Consider the following 20,600-nt stretch of genomic DNA (forward strand, 5'->3'; position numbering starts at 1 on the left):
ATAGGGCGGCGGGATCCTCCCGCCGCCTTGATTGCGTCTGTCACTGGCGGATTTCATCATCGCCAGAACGGATCACTTGATGCCGATCTCCGAGAGCTGAAGCATCGAGTTGGTCGCCATGGTGGGCTTGAAGTCCAGGCGTTCGGAAACGCGCGAGAAGCCAACCATGTGGAAGAGCAGCACGTCAGCCACCACTTCATCATGCACATAGGCAATGGTTTCAGACCAGAGCTTGGCGCGTTCTTCGCCGACAGCCGCCGAGGCGCGCTTGATCAGATCGTCGACCTTCGGGTCTGAAAAGCCCGACTGCGTGCCATCGGTTGCGTATTTGAAGAACATCGAGAAGGACGGGTCACCCTTGGAGTTGTCGTGCATGGCAGCAACGAGCTGCGGCCCGCGACCTTCCTTGAACGGCTTGGAATAGTAGCCTTCATGTTCGGCCACTTCGACGAACTTGAGATCGATCTTGAAGCCGACTTCCTGCAACTGTGCCTGGATGGCTTCCATGATCTCCGTCACGTTCGGGAAGTTTGCCGAGCGCGCGATGATGGTGATCGGCGTATCGACCTTCACGCCTGCGGCCTTGGCCTCCTCCAGAAGTTTTTTCGCGGCCTCCGGGTCGAAGGGGAAAACCTTCACGTCAGGGTTCCAGCCGAGCGTCGGGGGCGGCACGATCGCGGTGGCAAGCAGCGCGCTGTCGGGCACCAGAGTACCCAGGAACGCCTGGCGATCGATGGCCATGTTGAGCGCACGACGGACGCGCACGTCGTTCAGAGGCTCGATGTTGTGATCGATGCGCAGATAGACGGTCTCGCTGTCGAGATAGGAGAAGTCGGTCTTCGGGTTGGTTGCGTCGAGCTGCGAGATCGAGGGCGAGAGATCGGCTTCGCCGGCCTGAACCATTGCGGCTCGGACTGACGGATCTGCGCGGAACAGGTAGGTTGCTTCCGTGACCTGCGGCTTCTGGCCCCAATAGTCATCGCGCCCTGTCAGGACGATCTGCTGGCCCGGCGTCCAGTTGGTCAGTTTGTAGGGGCCGGTGCCGATCGGCTCGCGGATGAACTCGAGTGGCGTTTCTTCCGGAACGATCGTGACGAGCGACATCAGCAGCGGCAGGATCGGCTGAACCGGATCCGCGCTGAAATCGATCGTGTGATCGTCGACGACATTGGCAGTAACCGTCATCCCGCCGAAGTATCGACGAGACTCACAGGCATTCTTGTCGCTCATGATGCGGTCGAAGCTGTGCTTGACGTCCTTGGCGTCAAAGGTCGTGCCATCAGAGAATTTCACCCCCTGGCGAAGATGGAAACGCCAGCTTCCGTCTTCATTCTGCTCCCACTTTTCGGCAAGGCGTGGCACGACGCCCTTGTCGCCGCGAACGTCGAGCTCGGTCAGGGTCTCGCTGACATTCTGCATGATGACGCGGCCGATATTCGAGCGGGTTGCCATGCAGGGCTCGAGCAGATCGGCCTCCTCGGCCAGCACGATCTTGATCGGTCCCGATGCGGCAAAAGCAGGCGACATGGCGGAGCCCAACAGGAGCGCCCCCAGGATAAGCGTTTTCTTCATTGCATTTTCCTCCCTAGAAAGTCTCGTTCAGTCCGGCGTCTTGCCAGACCTGAATTTTCCGGAACGCGCGGCGATCAATGCGGCGCAGCATATGAGTGCACCGCCGCCGATGGTGGTCAGCGCGACGGTTTCGCCGAACAGGGCAAATCCGACGAAGGCCACAAGCGGCAGGCGTAGAAAGTCAACCGGTGCCACGACAGTCGCCGGCGCTAGCGAAAAGGCATGGGTCATCAGCCCCATGCATGCGGTGCCGACCACGCCCTGAAGCGCAAGCAACCCCATTTCCCTTGGGCCAGGAATGGCGAAAAACGGGATGGCGAGCAGCAGGGCGATAGGCACGGTCAAGAGAAGGTTCCACACGACGAGCGTGGACGTGGCGTCGCCTTTCGACATGGATTTCAAAATCAGCTGGATCGCTGATTGAAGCACGGCGCCCGCAAGCGCCAGCAAGATCGCCAGCGTGAAGCCCATCGCGGACGGGCCGATCACCAGCATGGCGCCGGCAAAACCAAGGGCGACCGCTGCAATCATCGCCGGGCCCGGTCGTTCGCCCAACGTCAACGCTGCACCCAGCACGACAAAAATCGGAGAGGTGAAGGCGATGGCGGTGACGTCGGCGAGCGGTCCCCAACTGAAGGCGGCGAACAGCGCGATCATCGCCAATAGTTTGAAGCCGGCGCGCAGGGCGTGCTGGCGCACCGGATGCGTGGTGCGAAGAACGGATGGGCGAAGCGCAATCCAGGGAAGAAGGATGAGTGCGCCGAAGAACGCCCGGAAAAATCCGATGACGAACGGGTGCACGGCGCCGCTCAGCGCACGCACGATCACGGCATCTGTCGCGGCGAGCGTTGCTGCTCCTGCTGCAAAGACGACGGCCGTCGTGGCCTGGTGGCGACTGCTGGCGCTGTACATGAAGGTCCTCCGTCCCCGGCATCCTTGCGCCGTGTTGTCATGACAATCTATCTTTCGGCAAAGTTTGTCAAATTGTTTTCTTATGTAAAATTATTGAACGCAGCTATCGTCTGCAAATAATAAGTAATTTCAGATAGTTGTGTATGATTATATGGTCGATAAGCGAAACCAAATGACATTAAAGAACTTGACAACTTCGAAATTTGGATGCTTTTCGAACCTGACAGGAGGGCCTAAATGCATCCCGATGAAATCGCTCGCAACATGAACGGCGTGCTTCGATCCGTGTCCCCGGGGCGCGACGAAGCCTTGTTGCCTTCGTCAATGATCCAGAACCATGCGGCATTCCTGCACTTGCTCGATGACGGTGCGCTCGTGTGCGCCTGGTTCGGCGGCACGCTGGAGGGCAAGTCGGATATCTCGATCTTCGCGTCTGTACTGACGCAAGGCTCGACCGCTTGGGGACCGCCGCAGCGACTGAGTGACGATCCTTCACATTCGGAACAGAACCCGGTGTTGTTTTCCGCGCCGGACGGCACTCTCTGGCTGTTTCATACCTCCCAACCATCAGGAAATCAGGATGAATGCCGGATCCGCATGACTGAGGTGGTGCGCGATCCCGCCGACCCACTGAAGCTCGCAGCGCCAAAGGGGCGCTACCTCGACCTGCCGCGCGGGTGTTTTGTCCGCGCCCCTGTCGTCGTGCGCGACGATGGTGCGTGGCTGCTGCCGATTTTCCGATGCGTGCAACGCCCCGGCCAGAAATGGAACGGCAGCCATGACACGGCCGCAGTGGGTGTCTCCCATGATGCAGGCAGGACGTGGCGGCTCGAAGATATTGAACAGTCCACCGGCTGTGTGCACATGTCGCCGGTCTCGCTCGGAGGGGAGCGCTACGCCGCCTTCTTCCGGCGTCGTCAGGCCGACTTTGTCTACCGGAGCGAGAGCGTCGACGGGGGGCGGTCCTGGTCCGTGCCTCATGCCACGGAAGTGCCGAACAACAATTCGTCGCTAGCGGCAATCCGCCTGCGCGACGGCCGCATCGCCATGATCTGCAATCCGGTGAACGCGCTTCTGTCGTCCGACCGACGCGCCTCGCTCTATGACGAATTGGGCGAAGATGATGGCCGGCCCGATGCGGATCCAAGCGGAGGCTGCGTTCCCGTCTGGGGGGTGCCGCGCGCACCCGTTGCACTTTGCCTCTCCAACGACGGTGGGCATTCCTTTGCGCTTCGCCAGTCGATCGAAGATGGCCCGGGAACCTGCCTGTCCAATGACTCGACCGATGGCCGCAACCAGGAAATGTCCTATCCCTGGCTGCTTGAAGGTCCCGACGGCGCAATGCATCTCGCCTACACCTATCATCGGCGCGCGATCAAATATGTCCGCCTGGCTCCCGGTTGGGACAGTGCGGCTCGACGGAGTGTTTCATGAGCAATATCATTGGCATAACCATGGGCGATCCCTGTGGGGTCGGCCCCGAGATCTCGGTGCGGGCCCTGGCTGAAATGTCCAGTGCAGATCGCGCACAGACGCGCATCTATGGCAATCTGGCGACGCTTGAGGCCGCTCGGTCTGCGCTCGGCCTGGACATCGACCTCAGCCCTCATGTCGTTGATCTGCCGATCGAGGGCGCGCCGCTGCCCTGGGGCCAACTGAGCCCGGTCGCCGGCGATGCTGCCTTTCGTTTCATCGAGAAAGCGGTGCGCGACGCCGAATCCGGTGCGATCGGCTGCATCGTCACCGCACCGATCAACAAGGAAGCGCTGAACCTTGCAGGCCATCACTACGATGGCCATACCGGCATGCTGCGCAGCCTCACCGGATCGAAGGCCGCCTATATGCTGCTCGCTTCCGAGCGGCTGAAGGTCATCCATGTGTCGACGCATGTCTCGCTGCAGGAGGCAATCAGAAGGGCGACGACGGAGCGAGTTCTGGCAACGATCAGGGCCGGGGACGCGCATCTCAAGCGCACCGGCTATGCCGCGCCCAGGATCGCTGTTGCCGGCATCAATCCGCATTGCGGCGAAAATGGCCTGTTCGGCACCGAGGATGACGACCAGATTGCGCCTGCGGTTGCGGCCGCGCGCGCCGAGGGCATCGACGCCTATGGGCCGATTTCGGCGGACACGGTTTTCTATCGTGCCTATTCCGGCGCTTTTGATCTGATCGTCGCGCAATATCACGATCAGGGACACATCCCGATCAAGCTGGTGGCCTTCGATACCGCGGTCAACGTCTCGGTCGATCTGCCGATCGATCGTACCTCGGTTGACCATGGCACGGCCTTCGACATCGCCGGAAAGGGCATCGCCGACCACGGCAATATGAACTCCGCCATCGCCTACGCGCGCAAGCTCGTGGCCGGCAGCGCCAAGCAAGGATGACCAGGCCATGACAATTGCTCAAATCACCCTTCATCAACCACGCCGGCTAATAGTCGGCGCAGGCACGGTCGGCGAGGTCGGTGCCTGGGCCGAAGTCGGCTCTGCACTCGTGATCGCAACGCCGATCACGGCAGGCTTTGCAGATCGATTGCGGCTTTCCGGCCGCGTCACTGTATTCGATGCGATACCCGGAGAGCCAGACATCGCAACGCTGGACGCAGCGCTCGAGGCCGCAAGGCGGTGCAAGCCGGACCTGATTGTCGGTCTTGGCGGCGGATCGGTGCTCGACGTCGCAAAGTTGGTTGCCGCGCTTTGGGATTCGGATCAAACGCTCGTCGATGTCGCGGGCCCCAATCGCGTCGCCGGCCGCAACACTCGCCTGGTTCAAGTCGCGACGACGGCTGGAACCGGCTCTGAAGCGGGCATTCGCTCGCTGATTACCGATCCCGGCAAAGGTAACAAGATCGCAGTGGAAAGCCCGCACATGATCGCGGACTTTGCCGTTCTCGATCCGGAGTTGAGCTATTCCGTGCCGCCGGCCGTCACAGCGGCGACGGGTGTCGATGCGATGGCCCATTGTGTCGAGGCCTTCACCAATCGTCGGGCGCATCCGATGATCGATGGGTTTGCGCGAATGGGCTTCCATCTTGTCGGCAAATATCTGGCACGCGCGGTCAAGGACGGGACAGATACCGAGGCCCGCGAAGGGTTGATGCTCGCCTCCTATTATGGCGGCATATGCCTTGGCCCGGTAAACACGGCTGCCGGCCACGCCATCGCCTATCCGCTGGGAACCAGGCTCCGCCTGCCGCACGGGCTGGCCAACGCCATCATCTTCCCACATGTACTTGCCTTCAATCGTTCCGTTGCAGCAGAAAAGACGGATGAGGTCGCACAGGCGCTGGGACTGGGCGAGGCTCTTTCGGCGCCGGAACTTCTGAGCGCTGCTCGCGGATTTTGCAGTGATCTCGGCATCGAGATGTCGCTTTCAGCCCACGGCGCGACGTCGAACGATCTGCCGCTCTATGCCAGCGAGGCGCATGCCAACCGTCGCCTGATGGACAACAATCCTGTTGATATGAGTGTCGACGAGGTGCTGGAGGTCTACAGGGCGGCTTTCTAACGCATGTCGCGGAAATGTGCGCAGCGGTTTTGCGAGAACGACATGCGCAACAAACAAGTGCCTAACGCGCAGTAGGCGAACCTGAGAGGCTACTGCGCTTTAGGCGCCTTGGGCCATCGCCCAATTTCAAGCGCCTCGGCCAAAGGTCGGGGCGCTTCGCGTTGCGAGTGTCGCCGATTTACCGGGTCGTCTGAAACAACCGCTCGCGCGAGCCGGTCAAGTGATCGTGCATCAACTGCTTTGCCTTCGTGCCGTCACCGGCAGCGATCGCATCGCAGATTGCTTCGTGCTCGGCGAAAACACGCGTGAGGCCGGTTGTCTCGCGCTTGACTGACGCGCCATGGAATTTCATGCCGACGGCAATATGGTCCTTGAGGGCTTCCATCGCGGTCGAGAAATAGCTGTTCTGGGCAGCGCGCGCGATCGCCAGATGGAATTGGAAGTCCGCGTCCTCGCGATGCGACTGTCGGTTGGTCGCGTCCCGCATCAACTCCAGCGCCTGGCGAATGGCGCCAAGACTGGCGTCATCATGGCGTGCCGCTGCTGCGGCTGCTGCTGCCGGCTCGACCGTCAGCCGGAACTCGTAGCAGTTCAGCAGATCCGCGACATTCTCGAGTTGTCCGAAGCCAAGTGGCTCCTTCATGCCGACGGCACGAACAAAACTGCCAGCGCCTCGGCGAGAATAGATCAGGCCCTGGTCACGGATGCGGCGAAGCGCCTCGCGGATGACCGGTCGGGACACTTCGAATTCGGCGGCGAGGTCGTGCTCCGTCGGCAAGCGTTCATCGGGCTTGTAGGCCCCCGATTTAATGGCGCGATGCATCCGCTCGAAGACGAGGTCGGCCAGGCTCTTGCGTGTCGTTCCGTTCTCCAGTCCCATTGTCATCCCATGTTGCGGAGCATTCTGCCCGCAATCTCCCTCAGCGTCCCGGCGTGACCGAATCCTCCGGATTTCGCGATGATGCAATGTCCGTTGGCGAAGGCCAAGCCCAGACCTGGCATGCACTCACCCATTAGCCGGAAACGTTTAATCCCCATCTTGTCCAGCACGGCTTGTGCAGTGGCACCACCGGAAAGAAGCAACGTCGAGGCGGCCTGTGTCAAAGCTGGAAAGACGCTTTCCGCTAGAAGACGGGAGACTTCCTGCGAGGTAATTGCGACATCTCCGTCAACTGCCTGCACAAGAGTGATCAAGCTGCCACCCGAAGACGTGTCGCTCAGGCGGCCATTTGGTGCCGGCAGATAACGCGGCTCGAGCGTGGCACGCAATTCTTCGATCTGCGCTAGCGTGATCGGATCACGCGAGCCGATGACAAAAAGTCCGGGCCCTTCTGGGATCTCGGCAGCTAGCGCCTTTGCGTCGCCGGTCATTTGGCGTGCCAGTGCCTCGGCCAATCCGCGTGCCCCGATCAGCAGGTCCACTCCCGATTCCTGGGCCGATTGAAGCGAGCGGCTCATTTCTTCCGCGGTCGCGATATCCGGGATCGTCATGTTCCCCGCGTGCCGGCCAAGTTTTTCGGCAATCGATATCGGCGTATCCACCCCAAAGCCCTGTACATGGCCGGCCCTTACCATCCGTCCGAAATCCGGAATGGCGGGAGCAACCAGCGCTGAGCGAAAAGGGATTATGTCGAGCTCGGCAGCGATGTGGCCCTTGAGGCGCGAGTCGATCTTCTTGAAAAGGCGCGAGCCCGGCGGCAACGCGGCAAGCGCCGCAGCAGTTGCTTGCTGCGCTGATACGACATCCATTTCCCGCGAGCCAATATTGACGGACATGACCTGCGGGTGCTCGCTCAACGCCCCGGGGATGGCTTCGACGGTAAGCGCAATCTCAGTATGCAGGCCCCTGCTGGCGAATGGGGCGGCTGCATCCAGGGCGCCGGTCAGATCATCGGCGACAATGGCCAGCATGAAACAAGCTCCAAGAATTTGTTGTTATCTTAATTCCTTCGTTTTTGATTGAAATGTCAAGGAGTTTTGGCTTGCTAATTACAAATAGTTCCTGATGGACCCGGCAGTTTGAAGGCCGTCGAGGAATGACGCGGTGACACGAAATCTAAAGCAGCGTTCGTCAGGTGATCGCGGTCCAGATGGAACCCAGATCAAGAATGCAGTGGCCGGCAGTGGCGCGTGCCAATCGATCTTTGGCGAGTCTTTGCCCGACCGATAGATGAGCTTGTCAGGACCACCGCGAGAGGGATTGATTATCCAATCCCGACGTCTGGCGCTGTAAACGGCGAGGACTGGAGGGAAGGCCTCTGGAGGGGTGTCTTTGCACCGCCGGCTACGGGGGAAGGGACACTGCTATCCACCTCGGTCTGCAAGTACCAGATGTCAATCGGCAACCGCCGGCCAGCGAGCGCAACCTCATTCTGTACCGTCCACAGTGCAGATGGCGCAGGTTTGCGCAATTGTTTGACCAGCGCCGATGAGACAACAAGCGGTGAGCCCAGAACCTTCGTAAGGGCTTCAAGTCGCTGGGCGACATTGACCGCATCCCCTATGACTGTGAATTCGCTATGACACCCGCTGTCCAGGACGCCACCGACGACGGAGCCATAGTGCAAGCCTATGCCAGCGCTTAGGGCAGGATACCCGCCAACCAAATTCTGGTGCTTCCAGTCATTCAACGCATCGACCAGGTCGAGAGCGCAAGCGAGCGCACGGTCTGCGTCATCCTTCATTGCTGTAGGTTGGCCGAACACGGCCATCACGCCGTCTCCGATGAACTTGTCGACGGTTCCGCCGTGGTCGAAAATGATCCCCGAAACGAGATGACGGTATTGAGCCAGCACCGCTGCCAATTGGCGAGCGGGTGCTGTCTCGGCAAAACTGGTGAAGTCACGCAGGTCGACAAACATGATCACGGCATTGCGCCGTTCGAGTTCGAGAGCCGAACTTCCTTCCTGAAGGTCGGCGACAACGAGTGGCGAGAAGAACCGCGACAGATTGAGGCGTCGCCTGTCTGCCACCAGAGCCTCCTTCCGCGTCTTATCGTGATCCTTGGCGAGGAGATAAATTGCAAAGGCGGTGAAGCCATAACTCACCGTCAGACCAAGATCCTGATTGAAAAAGTAAGCAACGAACGAGACAGCGTCAGCCGTGTGATGCCTGGCGGCGGTAACCGCGAGCATGCCGATCCAGGCAACAAGGACGATGCCTGAAAAGACAAGAACCAGCCGACGGTCAAGCTTGAGGCCAACATGATTGAGGAGAATGAAAGCGACGACGAGGCTGCTCGTCGTAACATTGTGGTTCTCTGTGACCGGGCCGCCAAGGATATGGGCATAGAGGATCAACGCGACCAGCAGTGCGTCAAGAACGACAAATAGCGTTTTCAGCCAGGATCGTCCGGGCAGGAAGCGGGCGCTCATCACAGATGCGATGCTGATAACCAGATAGCAAATAATGACGGCGAAATGGGTCCCTTCAGCCTCTGCACCCCCGCCCAGCAAGAGATTAGCGAGAAGTATGGCGAAGGCGACGAACCGCAGAAGGATTGAACGGGTTTCCCGCTCGAAGTCCCAGTCAGCGCTGAGTGAAGATCTCATGTTTTCCTCTGGACATGCGGGCAGGCTTCGGGACCTCTCACGGTCAGCCGAGCTCGCATGCTCTCGGTACCATGAAGGGTAACGCGACCCTTATGGGGCTTCCAACGATGGTAAGGTCAAGAGCTTGTGGGATCGCGCTAGGGGCTTTGCATCTGTCGTGCGCATGCATTGCATTGCGGGTTGGGAGACTTGCCGTGGTTTCAATCGCGGACAGAGGATCCAGTACGGTCAGCAGCCCAAGCGACGAAGGCCGCTTTGAGATGCTCGGCCGCGGGCGAAAGGCTGTGCTGGCGCCGCTGCAATAGCGAGACATCTCGCATCACGTCCGGTTCGATCAGGTCGATGGTCGTGACGTGTACGGCGGATGCGAGTTGGCTGGAATTCTCCGGCAGGACGGCGACGCCCATGCCGGCGGCGATCATGCTGATGGCGGTCGTTGAGAAGCGCACTTCGTACTTCGGCCGGAAATTCGGAGCGACGCGGATGAGGTTATGCTCAACGATGCTGCGCAATGGGTTGGCGGCGGCCAGCGTGATAAGCGATTCGTCTTTCATCTCCTCCCACCGCACGGACTTCCGTTTGGCGAAACGGTGGTCCTCCCGGCACACAAGCATCAGCTTGTCGCGCAAAAGCGGGGTGGCCGTGATCTCCGGATCCTCTTCAGACAGTGTGCCAACGGCGATGTCGACCTCGTTGCGCTTGAGCGCCGGGCTGATCGCCTCCTCGGGCATGTCGCGGATGCTGACGGAAATCTCCGGATACATGCGCAGGAACCGGGCGATGATCGGCGGCACGATGGTTGCGGCGAGCACGATGGCCGCAGCGACGGTGACCTGGCCGCGCTTCAGCGAGGCATTGTCGCGCACGTCGCCGACGGCGAGCTCCAGGTCCTTCAATATTTTGCGGGCCTGCGGCAGGAATTCCTGCCCGACGAGCGTCAGCGACACCATGCGCGTGTGGCGGTCGAACAGGCGCACACCGATTTCCGACTCCAGGTCCCGGATGAGGATGCTGACCGCCGACTGGGTGAGGTGAAGGTTCCTTGCGGCGATGTTGAACTGGCCGAGTTCGGCCACCGCGATGAAGGCCCTGAGTTGCCGCAGGGTTATATTCATGGACGCGACGCCCTCCTTCGAACATGCCGGTTGTGCGGTTTACATCAAACGATGGCGCGGCCTCTCCTGTCTAGCCCGCAGGTGTCGGTTGCTCAAGGCGATCCGCAGCTTTCCCTGCCATCAGCAGTCCCAGCTCCTCGAGGCGAGAACGGTCCGGCGGCAGTTCCCCAAGGATTTCGCCGTGGCACATCACGAGGATCCGATCGCAGATCGCGAAGAGTTCTTCGAGTTCCGTCGAGATCAGCAGGATCGCTCTGCCGCTGTCGCGCTGCTTCAGCATCTCCTCCATGACGAATTCCATCGCGCCGATGTCGATGCCACGGGCGAGCTGGTTGACGAGAATAAAATCGGGATTGCGCGCCAGTTCACGCGCGACCACCAGCTTCTGCTGGTTGCCGCCGGAAAGGTCGCCGATCCGCTGGTTCTCATCGCGGGACTTGATGCGGAAGCGCTTGATGAGATCGCGGGTATGCGTGCCGATCGTGCGCCGATTGAGCATGCCGCGGGCGGCAAAGGGCGGTTGGTCGTATCGCTGGAGGATGGTGTTCTCGCTGAGCGAGAGCGAAAGCACGATGCCATGCTTGTGCCGATCTTCCGGGATGTGGGAAAACCCACAAGCATTGATGCGGGCGGGGTCCAGGCCGGTAATGTCCTTGCCGTTGAGTACGACGCGGCCCGAATCCACCGGCAACAGGCCCGCAAGCGCCAGTGACAATTCGCTCTGGCCGTTACCGGAAACGCCGGCGATGCCGACGATCTCGCCGGCGTGCACATCAAGGCTGATGCCGCGCACGGCCGGAAGCCCGGTTTCGCTACGACAGCTGAGGTTTTCGACCGACAGCACGAGCCGACCGCGGGCGGCAGCGTCGCGGACCAGCTCCATGCCAACGTCGCGCCCCACCATCATGCGGGCAAGGCCTCGCGCATCCGTGTCGTCGACGCCGACGGTATTGACCACGCGCCCGTCGCGCATGACGCTGATACGGTCGCTGACCCGCATCACCTCGTCGAGCTTGTGCGAGATGAAGACGACAGTCTTCCCGTCGGCGGCCAGGTCACGCATCAGGCCAAGCAGGCGGTCGGTCTCCTGCGGCGTCAGCACAGCGGTGGGCTCGTCGAGGATGAGGAGATCGATGCCGTTGAACAGAGCCTTCAGGATTTCGACGCGCTGCTGCTCGCCGACGGAGAGATCTTCGATGAGGGCGTCAGGGCGGACGTCGAGCGCATAGCGATCGCTGAGCTCGCGGATTTTCGCATGGATCTTGTCCATGTCGTTGATGATCCGGAACGCTGATCCCTGGCCGAGGATATAGTTTTCCGCGACGGTGAGGTTCGGCACGAGCATGAAGTGCTGGTGTACCATGCCGATGCGCTGGCGGATCGCCTCGCGCGGGCTGTTGAAGCGAACGGGCGCGCCTTTGTAGACGATCTCGCCCGCGTCGGGTCGCACCATGCCGCAGATCATACTCATCAGCACGCTCTTGCCGGCGCCGTTTTCACCGAGCAGCGCGTGGATCTCACCCTCCTCGATTTGCAGCGACACGCCGTCGCTGGCGATGATGGGGCCGAATCGCTTGTGGATATTATCGATGCGCAGGAATGGTTTGGGGGACATGTCCGTTACCTCATCTCGTAGGGCTGGCCGAGCTTGCTCGGCGCGGCGCCCTTGCCGCGAACCACGACCAGCGTGATGATCGTCATGATGTAGGGAAGGGCTTGCAGGACCTGGTAAGGCACCACGATTGACGCCTGTGCCTGGAGCATCAGTTGCAGGGCATAGAATAGGCCAAACAGCAGCGAGACGAAGAAGGCCCCCATTGGCGACCACCTCGCAAAGACCACGACGGCAAGCGCGATGAAGCCGCGCCCGGAGGTGATGCCCTCGACGAACTGGTTGGAATGACCGAGCGTCAGGAATGCGCCGCCGAGACCTGCAAGACCTGTGCCGACCATCACTGCGGCGTACCGGTAGGTCGCGACGTTGCGGCCGGCGACGTCGACGGCCTTGGGGTGTTCCCCCACAGCACGCAGTGTCAGTCCGAAGGATGTTCGATTGAGCACGAGGGTGGCGAGGATTGCGACAAGGATCGTGCTGTAGACGATGAGGTTCTGCCGGAAGAAGGCTTCTCCCAGGAAGGGCAGATCGCTGAGCCAGGGGATATGGACCGGCTGGGCGATCTCGATGCCCTTGCCGGTCGAAACATAATAGGTGCGGAACAGGAAGGCGGTGAGGCCCATGCCAAGCAGGTTGAGTGCCGCGCCTACCACGATCTGGTCTGCCTTGATGGTAATTGTGAAGAAGGCGAAAACCAGCCCGAACAGCATGCCGCCGCCGACGCCGGCAAGAAGGCCGAGCGGGATGCTGCCGGTGGCGAAGGCGGCCGCGAAACCGCAGAACGCGCCGACCAGCATCGTGCCTTCCAACCCGATGTTGAGCACCCCCGCCCGTTCGGAAAAGACCTCACCGATCGAGGCGAAGATGAGGGGCGTCGCGAGCCTCCAGGCCGCGCCCATCAGCGCCGCGAGGAAGGTGAAAAACATCATGTCGTCCATGGTTGCGGACCTCTCTTGATCATCTTCATCCCTTGCGGGGGAGCGGTTTGGCTAACGCAGGCTCGTCAGCACACCGCGGAACTTGGCGAAGGCCACGACCGACAGGATGACGATGCCCTGAATGACGAGGACGAGAACCTGCGGGACCTGCGATGTAATCTGGAGGACCTCAGAGCCGGACCGGAGCATCGCGAAGAGCCCGCCCGACAGGATCGCGGCCAGGGGATTGTTGTTGGCGAGCAACGCCACGGCAATGCCTTCGAAGCCGTAGCCCGGTGAGATGTTCTGATAGAGCCGGTGGGTGACACCCGCGACCTCGAAGGCGCCGGCAAGCCCGGCCATCGCGCCGCTGATACAGATGGCGATCATCACGTTGCGGCGGACGTCCATGCCTGCATAACGCGCCGCATGCGGGTTGAGGCCGACGACGCGCAACGCAAAACCGCGGCTGCTGCGTTGGAGGAAAATATAGAGTGCGACCGCCAGCACGATGGCGACGAGGATGCCGATATGGAGGCGCATGTCCGAGACGATGCGCGGCGTCCAGGCCTCGCGCACCAGCCGGGCCGATTGCGGATAGGCGGCGCTTGCGTCCCTCATCGGCCCGGTGACGAGATAGCTCGTCAGGATGAGGGCGATGTAGTTGAGCATGATCGTGGTGACGATCTCGCTCGCCTGGAAGCGTACCTTGAGATAGCCGGCGATGCCGGCCCAGGCGGCGCCGGCCAACGCGCCCGCCAGCATGACGAGCGGGGCATGGATCCAGACAGAGAGGCCATCGATGCTGGTGCCGACGAAGGTGGCGGCGATCGCACCGACATAAAGCTGCCCCTCAGCGCCGATGTTCCAGATGCTGCACCGGAAGGCGACACAAAGCCCCGCGCCGATCAGGATGAGCGGCGTCGCCTTCAGCAGGATTTCGCCGATCGAGCGCGCATCCTGGAAGGAGCCCATGATCATCACCGTAACCACGTCGGTCCCAGTGAAGCCGTTCAGCCACAAAAGCGCCGCGCCGAACGAAAGGGCGACAAGGACCGCGGCGATCGGGGTCGCAGCGCTGATAACCGCCTGCGAGAGCGTCCGGTAGAGAGCGTGGGCTGCTTGAGGATACACGTGATCACGCGCTCCCTGGTTTACCTGTTCCATGGATCGGTCCCGATAATGGTGTGGCATTGAAATGGTTCGCTGCGACCAGGCATGGCCGGTCGCAGCGAAAGGCCCGTCACTGAGTGTCTGTCTTGATCTCTCCGGCGGCGATCTTGGCGCTGATCGCTTTCACTTCAGCGCGGATGTCTTCCGGCACCGAGACTGGGCCGTCATCGCGGAAGGTGAAGGAGATGACCTTCGGGTCCTTCAGCCCGAAGACGACGTTTTGCGTGGGCGGGCTGCCGTCGTGAATAGAGCGCACAACTTCCACCACGCCCTGCGCATAATCGGCGACGTAGAGGCCGAGAATGTTGTTGGGCGCAACTTCGGTAAAGTCGCTGAAGATCGAGAATGAGCGCACGTCCGGCCCGGATTCCGAAATCGCCTGGTAGCCGCCGACGGTGGCCCCGGAGGCGTTCGGCACGACGAAATCGGCACCCTGCGAGATCATGCTAAGCGCGGCCTCCTTGGCGGCCGTCGTATCGGTGAAGTTACCGATATAGGCCTCGCTGATCGGGAAGTCCGGGTTCACACTCCTGGCGCCGTTTTTAAAGCCGGCGAAGGCCTGCTGGATCGGTGGGATCTCCATGCCGCCGACGAGGCCCGCTTTTTGGCCCATCTTCGCGGCGATGACGCCCATAAGGTAGAAGGGCTGGCTCGTATCGGTGTTGAGGCCGATGACATTGCCTTCATGGATACTGCTCGACGAGATCAGGAAATAGGTGTCCGGATAATCGAGTGCGACTTCGAGTGCTGCGTCCTGGAATTCAAATCCGTGGCCCAGGATTACCTTGTAGCCCTGGCTCGCGTAGTCGCGAAAGGCCTTTTCGAAGGATGCCGGATTCTGTTGCAACTCGACATAGCTGATCTTGGCGCCGAGCTGGTCTTCAACGCCCTTCAGCGCATTGTAGCCGATCCGGTTCCATCCCTCTTCCGAAACGCTACCGGGCACGAGAAGGCCCATCTTGAAGTCTTCGGCATGCGCAATGTCCGGCCGGATCATTCCGGCGAGGGCCAATCCGAAAATGGACGCAAGCAGCGAGCGACGTGAAAATGCAGTTTTCTTCATTTCATTCCTCCCATTAGATTGTCGTTTCAATCCCCCCGGAGTCGCCGATCGGTTATGCGTCCTCCTTCAAGCGGCTGTTTTCGACGCGCATGAGCGCGGTCGTCGTTTCTGAGACGAGGCGTCCCCTTGAGAAGACAAAGGCCTGATCCGGCCCGCCGGCAATCAGCGTGTCGGTGTCGAGGCAATCTGTGACCACGAAGTCGGCCCGGGCGCCTGCGCGCAGCCCATAGTCCTTGCCTAGCCCCATCAGACGGGCTGGCGCCGTGGTGATCATGCGGTGGGCCGCGGCAAGCTCGTCGCCGCGCAGGTGCCCCGCAAGCAGCGTCCAGCGGGCGATTTCGAGCATGTCGCCCGAGCCGGTCGGCACGAACGGGTCCTGGATGTTGTCCGAGGCCGTGGCGATTGTGATACCGGCGCGATGCAGTTCGGCGACCCGGGTCAGCCCGCGCGGCGGCAGCATCTCGTAATCACGCCCCTGCAGGTAGAGGTTTGCGGCCGGAAGGGTAACGACACCGACGTCGAGGGCAAGGATGCGCTCGATGATGCTTTCGAATTTCCGGCGAGGCAGGGCGCTCAAGACCGAGACATGGCTGAACACGGTGCGTCCCTGCATGCCGAAGCGCTCGACCCGGTCGAGAGCGGCCTCAATGAGGTGAACACTGGCGTTGAGGTGCTCGTCGAGATGCAGATCGACCGGCTTGCCCGCCTTGACGGCGGCCGAAAACAGCATGTCGAGATAACGTGGCGGGTCCTCGGAAACGGCCGGCGTTCCGCCGACGGCATCGGCGAGCGCCACCGCGCCGTCGATGTTTTGGCCCAGCCAGTCGAAGTCCTGGCCCGGGTGCGGCGTCATGAACGCAACGAGCTGGAGGGTGATGCGGTCTTTCGCGCCATCGCGGATGCCCGCCAGCGTCTCGATGCCGTGGAAACCGGCATCCTTGTCGACGTTGATATGGCTGCGAATGGCCGTCGTGCCGCGGGACAGGCATCGCTCAACCGTGCGCGTTGCCCGCTTGTGAATGTCGTCGGGACCAGCGGTGCGAGCATACTTGGCAAAAGCCTCGCGGGCGCCCTGGAGCGTTCCTGATGGATTGGGCGTGAACCGCAGCACGCCGGTCTTGTCGAGATGCTGGTGCGCATCGACGAAGCCCGGCGAAACCAGCATGCCGCTGATGTCGACGCAGGTGCTGCATGTATCCGTGTTGAGGAAGGGTTCGACGACCATGAACCGCCCGTCGGCGCCCACGATGATGTCGCTGATCGATTGCGAGCCATCGTCATGGATGATGGTGCCGCCAGTGAGCGCAAAGGACTGACCGGCGGCCAGGTTTGCGAGCGACGCAATTGAATTGTCCCGTGCCATTCGTCCCCACCTTTTTGTTGTGAGGCGAAACTAAACACGCACCGTTAATTTAAACAAATTCATTATTTCAATGTTTTAATGAATAATTCGTAACAATCGGGGGCGCCTTGCCCGTTCGCTTCGCGGTCGGGGTCGCACGCCCACCTATCCAGGCCAAGACGTGCGACGTCCGATGTTCAATGTCGATATTGCGGTTCTTCCGCGTTGAGCTGTCGACGGATGGCGGCGAGATGCGCACGCGCGGAGGCGGCATCTCCCTCCCGTATCTGCCGATAAGCGGCTTCAGCGATTGCCGGATCGACGGGGCAGACCGTGCGGCCCGTGGACATCGCAAGGACCTGCACTTGCGCCGCCCGTTCGAGGTAGTAAAGGTCATCCCAGGCCTCGGCGATGGTCGGTGCGAGCACCAGCACGCCGTGATGTTTCATGAACAGGATGTCCGCATCGCCCAATGTTCCGGCAATGCGAGCGCCTTCGCGGTGATCGAGCGCAAGGCCGTTGTAATTTTCGTCGACGGCGGTGCGGCCATAAAACTTCAATGCCGTCTGCCCCGCCCAGATCAGCGGCGGACCGTCCGTCATCGACAGAGCCGTCGCATAGGGCATGTGCGTGTGGAAGACGACCTTGGCGCGCGGCAGGCGCCGGTGGATCTCGGCGTGGATGTAGAAGGCCGTAGCCTCCGGCTCGCCTTCACCCTCGACGACGGTGCCATTTAGATCGCAGATCAAGAGTTTCGAGGCGGTCAGCTCGCGGAAGGCGTAGCCATAGGGGTTGACGATGAAGAGATCGTCGTGCCCCGGGACAACTGCAGAAAAGTGGTTGCAGATGCCTTCCTCAAACCCATTGCGCGCCGCCATGCGGAAACAGGCGGCGAGCTCTTCCCTGGCGGTTCGGATGGTGTCTGTGGAAAGGTCGGGGCGGTTCGGTCGGCCGGAGGCCTCAGAATGGTCGGCACGGTCTTTCAGGGAGTGGGCCATGGGTGCTCCTGATCTGGTGTGGCTGGGAGCGGCGGCTGGCCGGGGCACGATGGTGCGCCGGACACCGCGCGCAGAAAAAGACCACAAGGCCCTCTGCGCCCTGCCTGCCCGCGCAATACGCAGTCCAGCAGCGATACCAGATAGCGCTGAATATTTTGTCCGGTCAACCACGGTACTTGCGCCGCGCCAGATGATGAATTGCTGCTTACTCCAATGGATTTGCTTCAAGCATGTCGCGCAAAAGTGTGCAGCGGTTTTGCGATAACGACATGCGCAAAAACAAGAGCCTAAAGCGCAGAAAGCGAATCTGAAAGATCGCGACGCGCTTTAGTGCACGGCCTTCAGAAGGAAGTCGCGGAAGCGTCGGGCGGCAGGCGAGAGCGAGCGGGCCTGTTTCTGGATGAGGCTGACTTCGCGCCGGATGAGTGGTTCGGTTGGCGTGCGCACGATCAGCCCCATCGATGTCGCCAGCCGCACGACCGCCGAGGTCATGATCGCGACGCCGAGGCCGGCTTCGACCATGCCGATAATGGTCAACGGCAGCGCCACCTCCTGCATCGTCTTGTCGAGCGGCAGCACGATGCCGTTACGCGCCAACTCGCTTTCCAGACGGTCGCGAATGGGGTTGCCGCGTTGCGGGCCGATCAGCTTGCGCTCGGCAAGGTCGGTCCAGCGAAGCTCCGGGAGTTTCACCAGCGCATCGTCGCAATGCAGTACCACCAGGAATTCGTCAGTCGTCAGCCGGGTGCCGACCAGGTCGGTGTCTTCCTCCGGCACCGTGCCGACGCCGAGGTCGGCAGTTCCGTTGGCGACATAGTCCAGTACCGCCTTTTCGGCAACGTCATGCAGGGCGACGGTGATTTCGGGGTAGAGCTTGCTGAAGGCATTGATCAGCGGGGGCAGCAGCAGCGCGGCCTGCACGGTACCCGCCGCAATCGAGACCTTGCCCCGTCGAAGCGCGTTCAGCTCCCGCGAGCTTTCCACCATGCCCTCGATGTCCGCCACGGCGCGCGACGCGACCGGCAGGATGTCGATGCCGGCCTGGGTGAGGCGCAGGAGACGGGTATGTCGGTCGAAGAGGCGGAGATTGAGATTGGTTTCCAGTTGCCGCACCAACGTGCTGACGGCCGACTGTGATGAGCCAAGCTTGTCGGCGGCCAGCGTGAACTGCCCGAGATTGGCCACCGTGACGAAAGCCCGAAGCTGCTTCAGCGTAATGTCCATGCCGCCTCATTCATTCAGTTACTAGATGAATAAATATAATTATGCCGATTGTTTGCTGATTTGGCCAGCCGCATGATCCTCCTCGTACGGCGTGCGGTGACATAACCACGAGGCCACGAAGCCCCACCGCGCCGGAAGCTATTCGCTGGGAGGAAAGCGAATGTCCAATCCTGCAACGACGGATCCCGTCGAAAAGATGTATCCGATCCCGAGCCTTTTTGCTCTGGGCCTGCAACACGTTCTCGTCATGTATGCCGGCGCAGTTGCCGTGCCGCTCATCATCGGCAGCGCCTTGCATCTGCCGAAGGAACAGATCGCCATGCTGGTCAGCGCAGACCTGTTCTGTTGCGGTCTGGTAACCATCATCCAGGCTGTCGGCATCGGCAATGTCGGCATTCGCCTGCCGATCATGATGGGCATCGCTTTTACCGCGGTTCCCTCGATCATCGCGACGGGTACCAACCCGGAGCTCGGAATGCCCGGCGTCATCGGCGCCGTGATTGGATCCGGCGTCTTCACGCTTCTGGCAGCACCCTATTTCGGTCGATGGGTGCGGTTCTTCCCGCCGATCGTCACCGGAACGGTCATGCTGATCATCGGGCTGTCGCTGATGCGCGTCGGCGTGAACTGGGCGGCCGGCGGGCAGCCGATGATCAAGGGGCCGGACGGAATGATCCCCAACCCGGCCTACGGTGCGCCTTTCGCGCTAGCCGTCGCAACGATCGTGCTCGTCGCGATCCTGCTCATGACGCGGTATCTCAAGGGCTTCCTGTCCAATCTCGCCGTGCTGCTCGGCATCGGCGTCGGTTTCGCCATCGCGATTGCCGCCGGCAAGGTCAGCTTCAGCGGTGTGGGGGATGCCGATTGGGTCCGGATCATTCATCCGCTCGCATTCGGCTGGCCAATATTCGAGTTCTGGTCGATCTTCTCGCTCTGTGCGGTCATGACGGTGATGATGGTCGAATCGACCGGGCAGATCCTTGCGGTCGGCGACATGACGGGCCGCAAGATTTCCCAGGCGGATCTGGCGCGCGGCCTGAGGACAGATGGTGTCGGCAACATCATCGGCGGCATCCTCAACACCTTCACCTATACGACCTACGCGCAGAATGTCGGCTTGTTGCAGATCACCGGCGTCATGAGCCGCTGGGTGGTGGCGACGGGCGGCGTCATCCTGATCCTGCTCGGCTCGCTGCCCAAGGTCGCCTTCATCAGCGCATCCATCCCGAGTTATGTGGTGGGCGGTGCGGCTATCGTGATGTTCGGCATGGTTTCGGCCACCGGCGTCAAGATCCTGAGCAAGGTGGATTTCACCAACAACCGGCGCAATCTCTATATCGTGGCGGTCAGCGTCGGTCTCGCCATGGTGCCCGTGGTCGCCGACAAGATCTTCGACCAGCTGCCGCAGGCGCTCGAAAAGTTCCTGCATAGCGGTGTTCTCGTCGGCACCTTTGCCGCGGCACTTCTCAACATCCTCTTCAACGGCATTCCCGCCAAGGAGCCGGAGGAGCCTGAACTTAAGAACGCTGCGCCCGCGCCCGACGCGATTTGAAGAGCACCCGACACATGTCCGGCGGCATCGCGTCGCCGGAACCCCGCCGGAACCCC

17 protein-coding genes are annotated in these 20,600 nt (G+C 61.3%); 4 read left to right on the plus strand and 13 right to left on the minus strand.

Going from position 1 to position 20,600, the window contains the following annotated elements; genetic code table 11:
* Positions 1-72 precede the first annotated feature (72 nt).
* Both ASD00_RS13305 and ASD00_RS13310 read right to left on the minus strand, forming a co-directional pair.
* The gene (locus ASD00_RS13305) at positions 73-1,572 is read right to left on the minus strand and encodes an ABC transporter substrate-binding protein (RefSeq protein ID WP_057207073.1); all 1,500 of its coding nucleotides are present in this window, start codon (positions 1,570-1,572) and stop codon (positions 73-75) included.
* A 27-nt stretch (positions 1,573-1,599) separates the two neighbouring features.
* Positions 1,600-2,484 (minus strand): DMT family transporter, encoded by an 885-nt coding sequence (locus ASD00_RS13310; RefSeq protein WP_057207075.1) that lies wholly within the window; start codon positions 2,482-2,484, stop codon positions 1,600-1,602.
* A 237-nt stretch (positions 2,485-2,721) separates the two neighbouring features.
* Here ASD00_RS13310 and ASD00_RS13315 point away from each other — a divergent pair, with 237 nt between their 5' ends.
* Genes ASD00_RS13315 through ASD00_RS13325 form a run of 3 tightly spaced genes read left to right on the plus strand, consistent with a single transcriptional unit; the run spans position 2,722 to position 5,994 of the window.
* Positions 2,722-3,918, plus strand: coding sequence for an exo-alpha-sialidase (locus ASD00_RS13315; protein ID WP_057207077.1), 1,197 nt, complete (start codon positions 2,722-2,724; stop codon positions 3,916-3,918).
* Positions 3,915-4,871 carry a 4-hydroxythreonine-4-phosphate dehydrogenase PdxA gene (pdxA, locus tag ASD00_RS13320; RefSeq protein ID WP_057207080.1) on the plus strand — a complete coding sequence of 319 codons (957 nt, stop codon included), beginning with the start codon at positions 3,915-3,917 and terminating at the stop codon, positions 4,869-4,871. The genes ASD00_RS13315 and pdxA overlap by 4 nt, the downstream gene beginning before the upstream one ends.
* Before the next feature lie 7 nt (positions 4,872-4,878).
* On the plus strand, positions 4,879-5,994 hold the full coding sequence (locus ASD00_RS13325) for an iron-containing alcohol dehydrogenase (RefSeq protein ID WP_057207082.1): 1,116 nt from the start codon (positions 4,879-4,881) through the stop codon (positions 5,992-5,994).
* Between the two features lie 178 nt (positions 5,995-6,172).
* Here ASD00_RS13325 and ASD00_RS13330 read toward each other — a convergent pair whose 3' ends face one another.
* The 11 genes from ASD00_RS13330 to ASD00_RS13380 all read right to left on the minus strand — a co-directional run bounded on the left by ASD00_RS13330 (position 6,173) and on the right by ASD00_RS13380 (position 18,992).
* Complete coding sequence (locus ASD00_RS13330; protein ID WP_057207083.1) at positions 6,173-6,874, minus strand: FadR/GntR family transcriptional regulator; 702 nt, start codon at positions 6,872-6,874, stop codon at positions 6,173-6,175.
* A 2-nt stretch (positions 6,875-6,876) separates the two neighbouring features.
* Positions 6,877-7,905 (minus strand): four-carbon acid sugar kinase family protein, encoded by a 1,029-nt coding sequence (locus ASD00_RS13335; RefSeq protein WP_057207085.1) that lies wholly within the window; start codon positions 7,903-7,905, stop codon positions 6,877-6,879.
* 293 nt (positions 7,906-8,198) lie between these two features.
* Positions 8,199-9,545, minus strand: coding sequence for an adenylate/guanylate cyclase domain-containing protein (locus tag ASD00_RS13340; RefSeq protein ID WP_057207087.1), 1,347 nt, complete (start codon positions 9,543-9,545; stop codon positions 8,199-8,201).
* Positions 9,546-9,745: 200 nt separating this feature from the next.
* Complete coding sequence (locus ASD00_RS13345) at positions 9,746-10,660, minus strand: LysR family transcriptional regulator (protein ID WP_025430374.1); 915 nt, start codon at positions 10,658-10,660, stop codon at positions 9,746-9,748.
* A 70-nt stretch (positions 10,661-10,730) separates the two neighbouring features.
* Positions 10,731-12,275 carry an ABC transporter ATP-binding protein gene (locus ASD00_RS13350; RefSeq protein WP_057207089.1) on the minus strand — a complete coding sequence of 515 codons (1,545 nt, stop codon included), beginning with the start codon at positions 12,273-12,275 and terminating at the stop codon, positions 10,731-10,733.
* Positions 12,276-12,280: 5 nt separating this feature from the next.
* Complete coding sequence (locus ASD00_RS13355) at positions 12,281-13,213, minus strand: ABC transporter permease (RefSeq protein WP_057207091.1); 933 nt, start codon at positions 13,211-13,213, stop codon at positions 12,281-12,283.
* A gap of 51 nt (positions 13,214-13,264) precedes the next feature.
* Positions 13,265-14,359 (minus strand): ABC transporter permease, encoded by a 1,095-nt coding sequence (locus ASD00_RS13360; RefSeq protein ID WP_057207093.1) that lies wholly within the window; start codon positions 14,357-14,359, stop codon positions 13,265-13,267.
* A 76-nt stretch (positions 14,360-14,435) separates the two neighbouring features.
* Positions 14,436-15,362 (minus strand): BMP family protein, encoded by a 927-nt coding sequence (locus ASD00_RS13365; RefSeq protein WP_057207318.1) that lies wholly within the window; start codon positions 15,360-15,362, stop codon positions 14,436-14,438.
* A 118-nt stretch (positions 15,363-15,480) separates the two neighbouring features.
* A complete protein-coding gene (locus ASD00_RS13370; protein ID WP_057207319.1) occupies positions 15,481-16,653 on the minus strand; it encodes an amidohydrolase family protein in 1,173 nt (390 codons plus the stop codon).
* 314 nt (positions 16,654-16,967) lie between these two features.
* Positions 16,968-17,768, minus strand: coding sequence for an aldolase (locus ASD00_RS13375; protein WP_025430369.1), 801 nt, complete (start codon positions 17,766-17,768; stop codon positions 16,968-16,970).
* Positions 17,769-18,095: 327 nt separating this feature from the next.
* Entirely contained in the window at positions 18,096-18,992 is an 897-nt protein-coding gene (locus tag ASD00_RS13380; RefSeq protein WP_057207095.1) for a LysR substrate-binding domain-containing protein, read from the minus strand.
* A 160-nt stretch (positions 18,993-19,152) separates the two neighbouring features.
* Here ASD00_RS13380 and ASD00_RS13385 point away from each other — a divergent pair, with 160 nt between their 5' ends.
* Positions 19,153-20,544 carry a nucleobase:cation symporter-2 family protein gene (locus ASD00_RS13385; RefSeq protein WP_057207097.1) on the plus strand — a complete coding sequence of 464 codons (1,392 nt, stop codon included), beginning with the start codon at positions 19,153-19,155 and terminating at the stop codon, positions 20,542-20,544.
* Positions 20,545-20,600: the final 56 nt, after the last annotated feature.

The sequence above is a fragment of the Ensifer sp. Root31 genome (assembly GCF_001424825.1).
GTDB classification, from domain to species: domain Bacteria; phylum Pseudomonadota; class Alphaproteobacteria; order Rhizobiales; family Rhizobiaceae; genus Ensifer; species Ensifer canadensis.

Bases quoted from the DNA above. Each gene is read 5' to 3' on its own strand.
- ASD00_RS13350 (WP_057207089.1), bottom strand. From the start codon at position 12,275: ATGTCCCCCAAACCATTCCTGCGCATCGATAATATCCACAAGCGATTC.
- pdxA (WP_057207080.1), top strand. From the start codon at position 3,915: ATGAGCAATATCATTGGCATAACCATGGGCGATCCCTGTGGGGTCGGC.
- ASD00_RS13315 (WP_057207077.1), top strand. From the start codon at position 2,722: ATGCATCCCGATGAAATCGCTCGCAACATGAACGGCGTGCTTCGATCC.
- ASD00_RS13330 (WP_057207083.1), bottom strand. From the start codon at position 6,874: ATGGGACTGGAGAACGGAACGACACGCAAGAGCCTGGCCGACCTCGTC.
- ASD00_RS13385 (WP_057207097.1), top strand. From the start codon at position 19,153: ATGTCCAATCCTGCAACGACGGATCCCGTCGAAAAGATGTATCCGATC.
- ASD00_RS13310 (WP_057207075.1), bottom strand. From the start codon at position 2,484: ATGTACAGCGCCAGCAGTCGCCACCAGGCCACGACGGCCGTCGTCTTT.
- ASD00_RS13335 (WP_057207085.1), bottom strand. From the start codon at position 7,905: ATGCTGGCCATTGTCGCCGATGATCTGACCGGCGCCCTGGATGCAGCC.
- ASD00_RS13370 (WP_057207319.1), bottom strand. From the start codon at position 16,653: ATGGTCGTCGAACCCTTCCTCAACACGGATACATGCAGCACCTGCGTC.
- ASD00_RS13375 (WP_025430369.1), bottom strand. From the start codon at position 17,768: ATGGCCCACTCCCTGAAAGACCGTGCCGACCATTCTGAGGCCTCCGGC.
- ASD00_RS13345 (WP_025430374.1), bottom strand. From the start codon at position 10,660: ATGAATATAACCCTGCGGCAACTCAGGGCCTTCATCGCGGTGGCCGAA.
- ASD00_RS13325 (WP_057207082.1), top strand. From the start codon at position 4,879: ATGACAATTGCTCAAATCACCCTTCATCAACCACGCCGGCTAATAGTC.
- ASD00_RS13355 (WP_057207091.1), bottom strand. From the start codon at position 13,213: ATGGACGACATGATGTTTTTCACCTTCCTCGCGGCGCTGATGGGCGCG.
- ASD00_RS13340 (WP_057207087.1), bottom strand. From the start codon at position 9,545: ATGAGATCTTCACTCAGCGCTGACTGGGACTTCGAGCGGGAAACCCGT.
- ASD00_RS13360 (WP_057207093.1), bottom strand. From the start codon at position 14,359: ATGGAACAGGTAAACCAGGGAGCGCGTGATCACGTGTATCCTCAAGCA.
- ASD00_RS13365 (WP_057207318.1), bottom strand. From the start codon at position 15,362: ATGATCCGGCCGGACATTGCGCATGCCGAAGACTTCAAGATGGGCCTT.
- ASD00_RS13305 (WP_057207073.1), bottom strand. From the start codon at position 1,572: ATGAAGAAAACGCTTATCCTGGGGGCGCTCCTGTTGGGCTCCGCCATG.
- ASD00_RS13380 (WP_057207095.1), bottom strand. From the start codon at position 18,992: ATGGACATTACGCTGAAGCAGCTTCGGGCTTTCGTCACGGTGGCCAAT.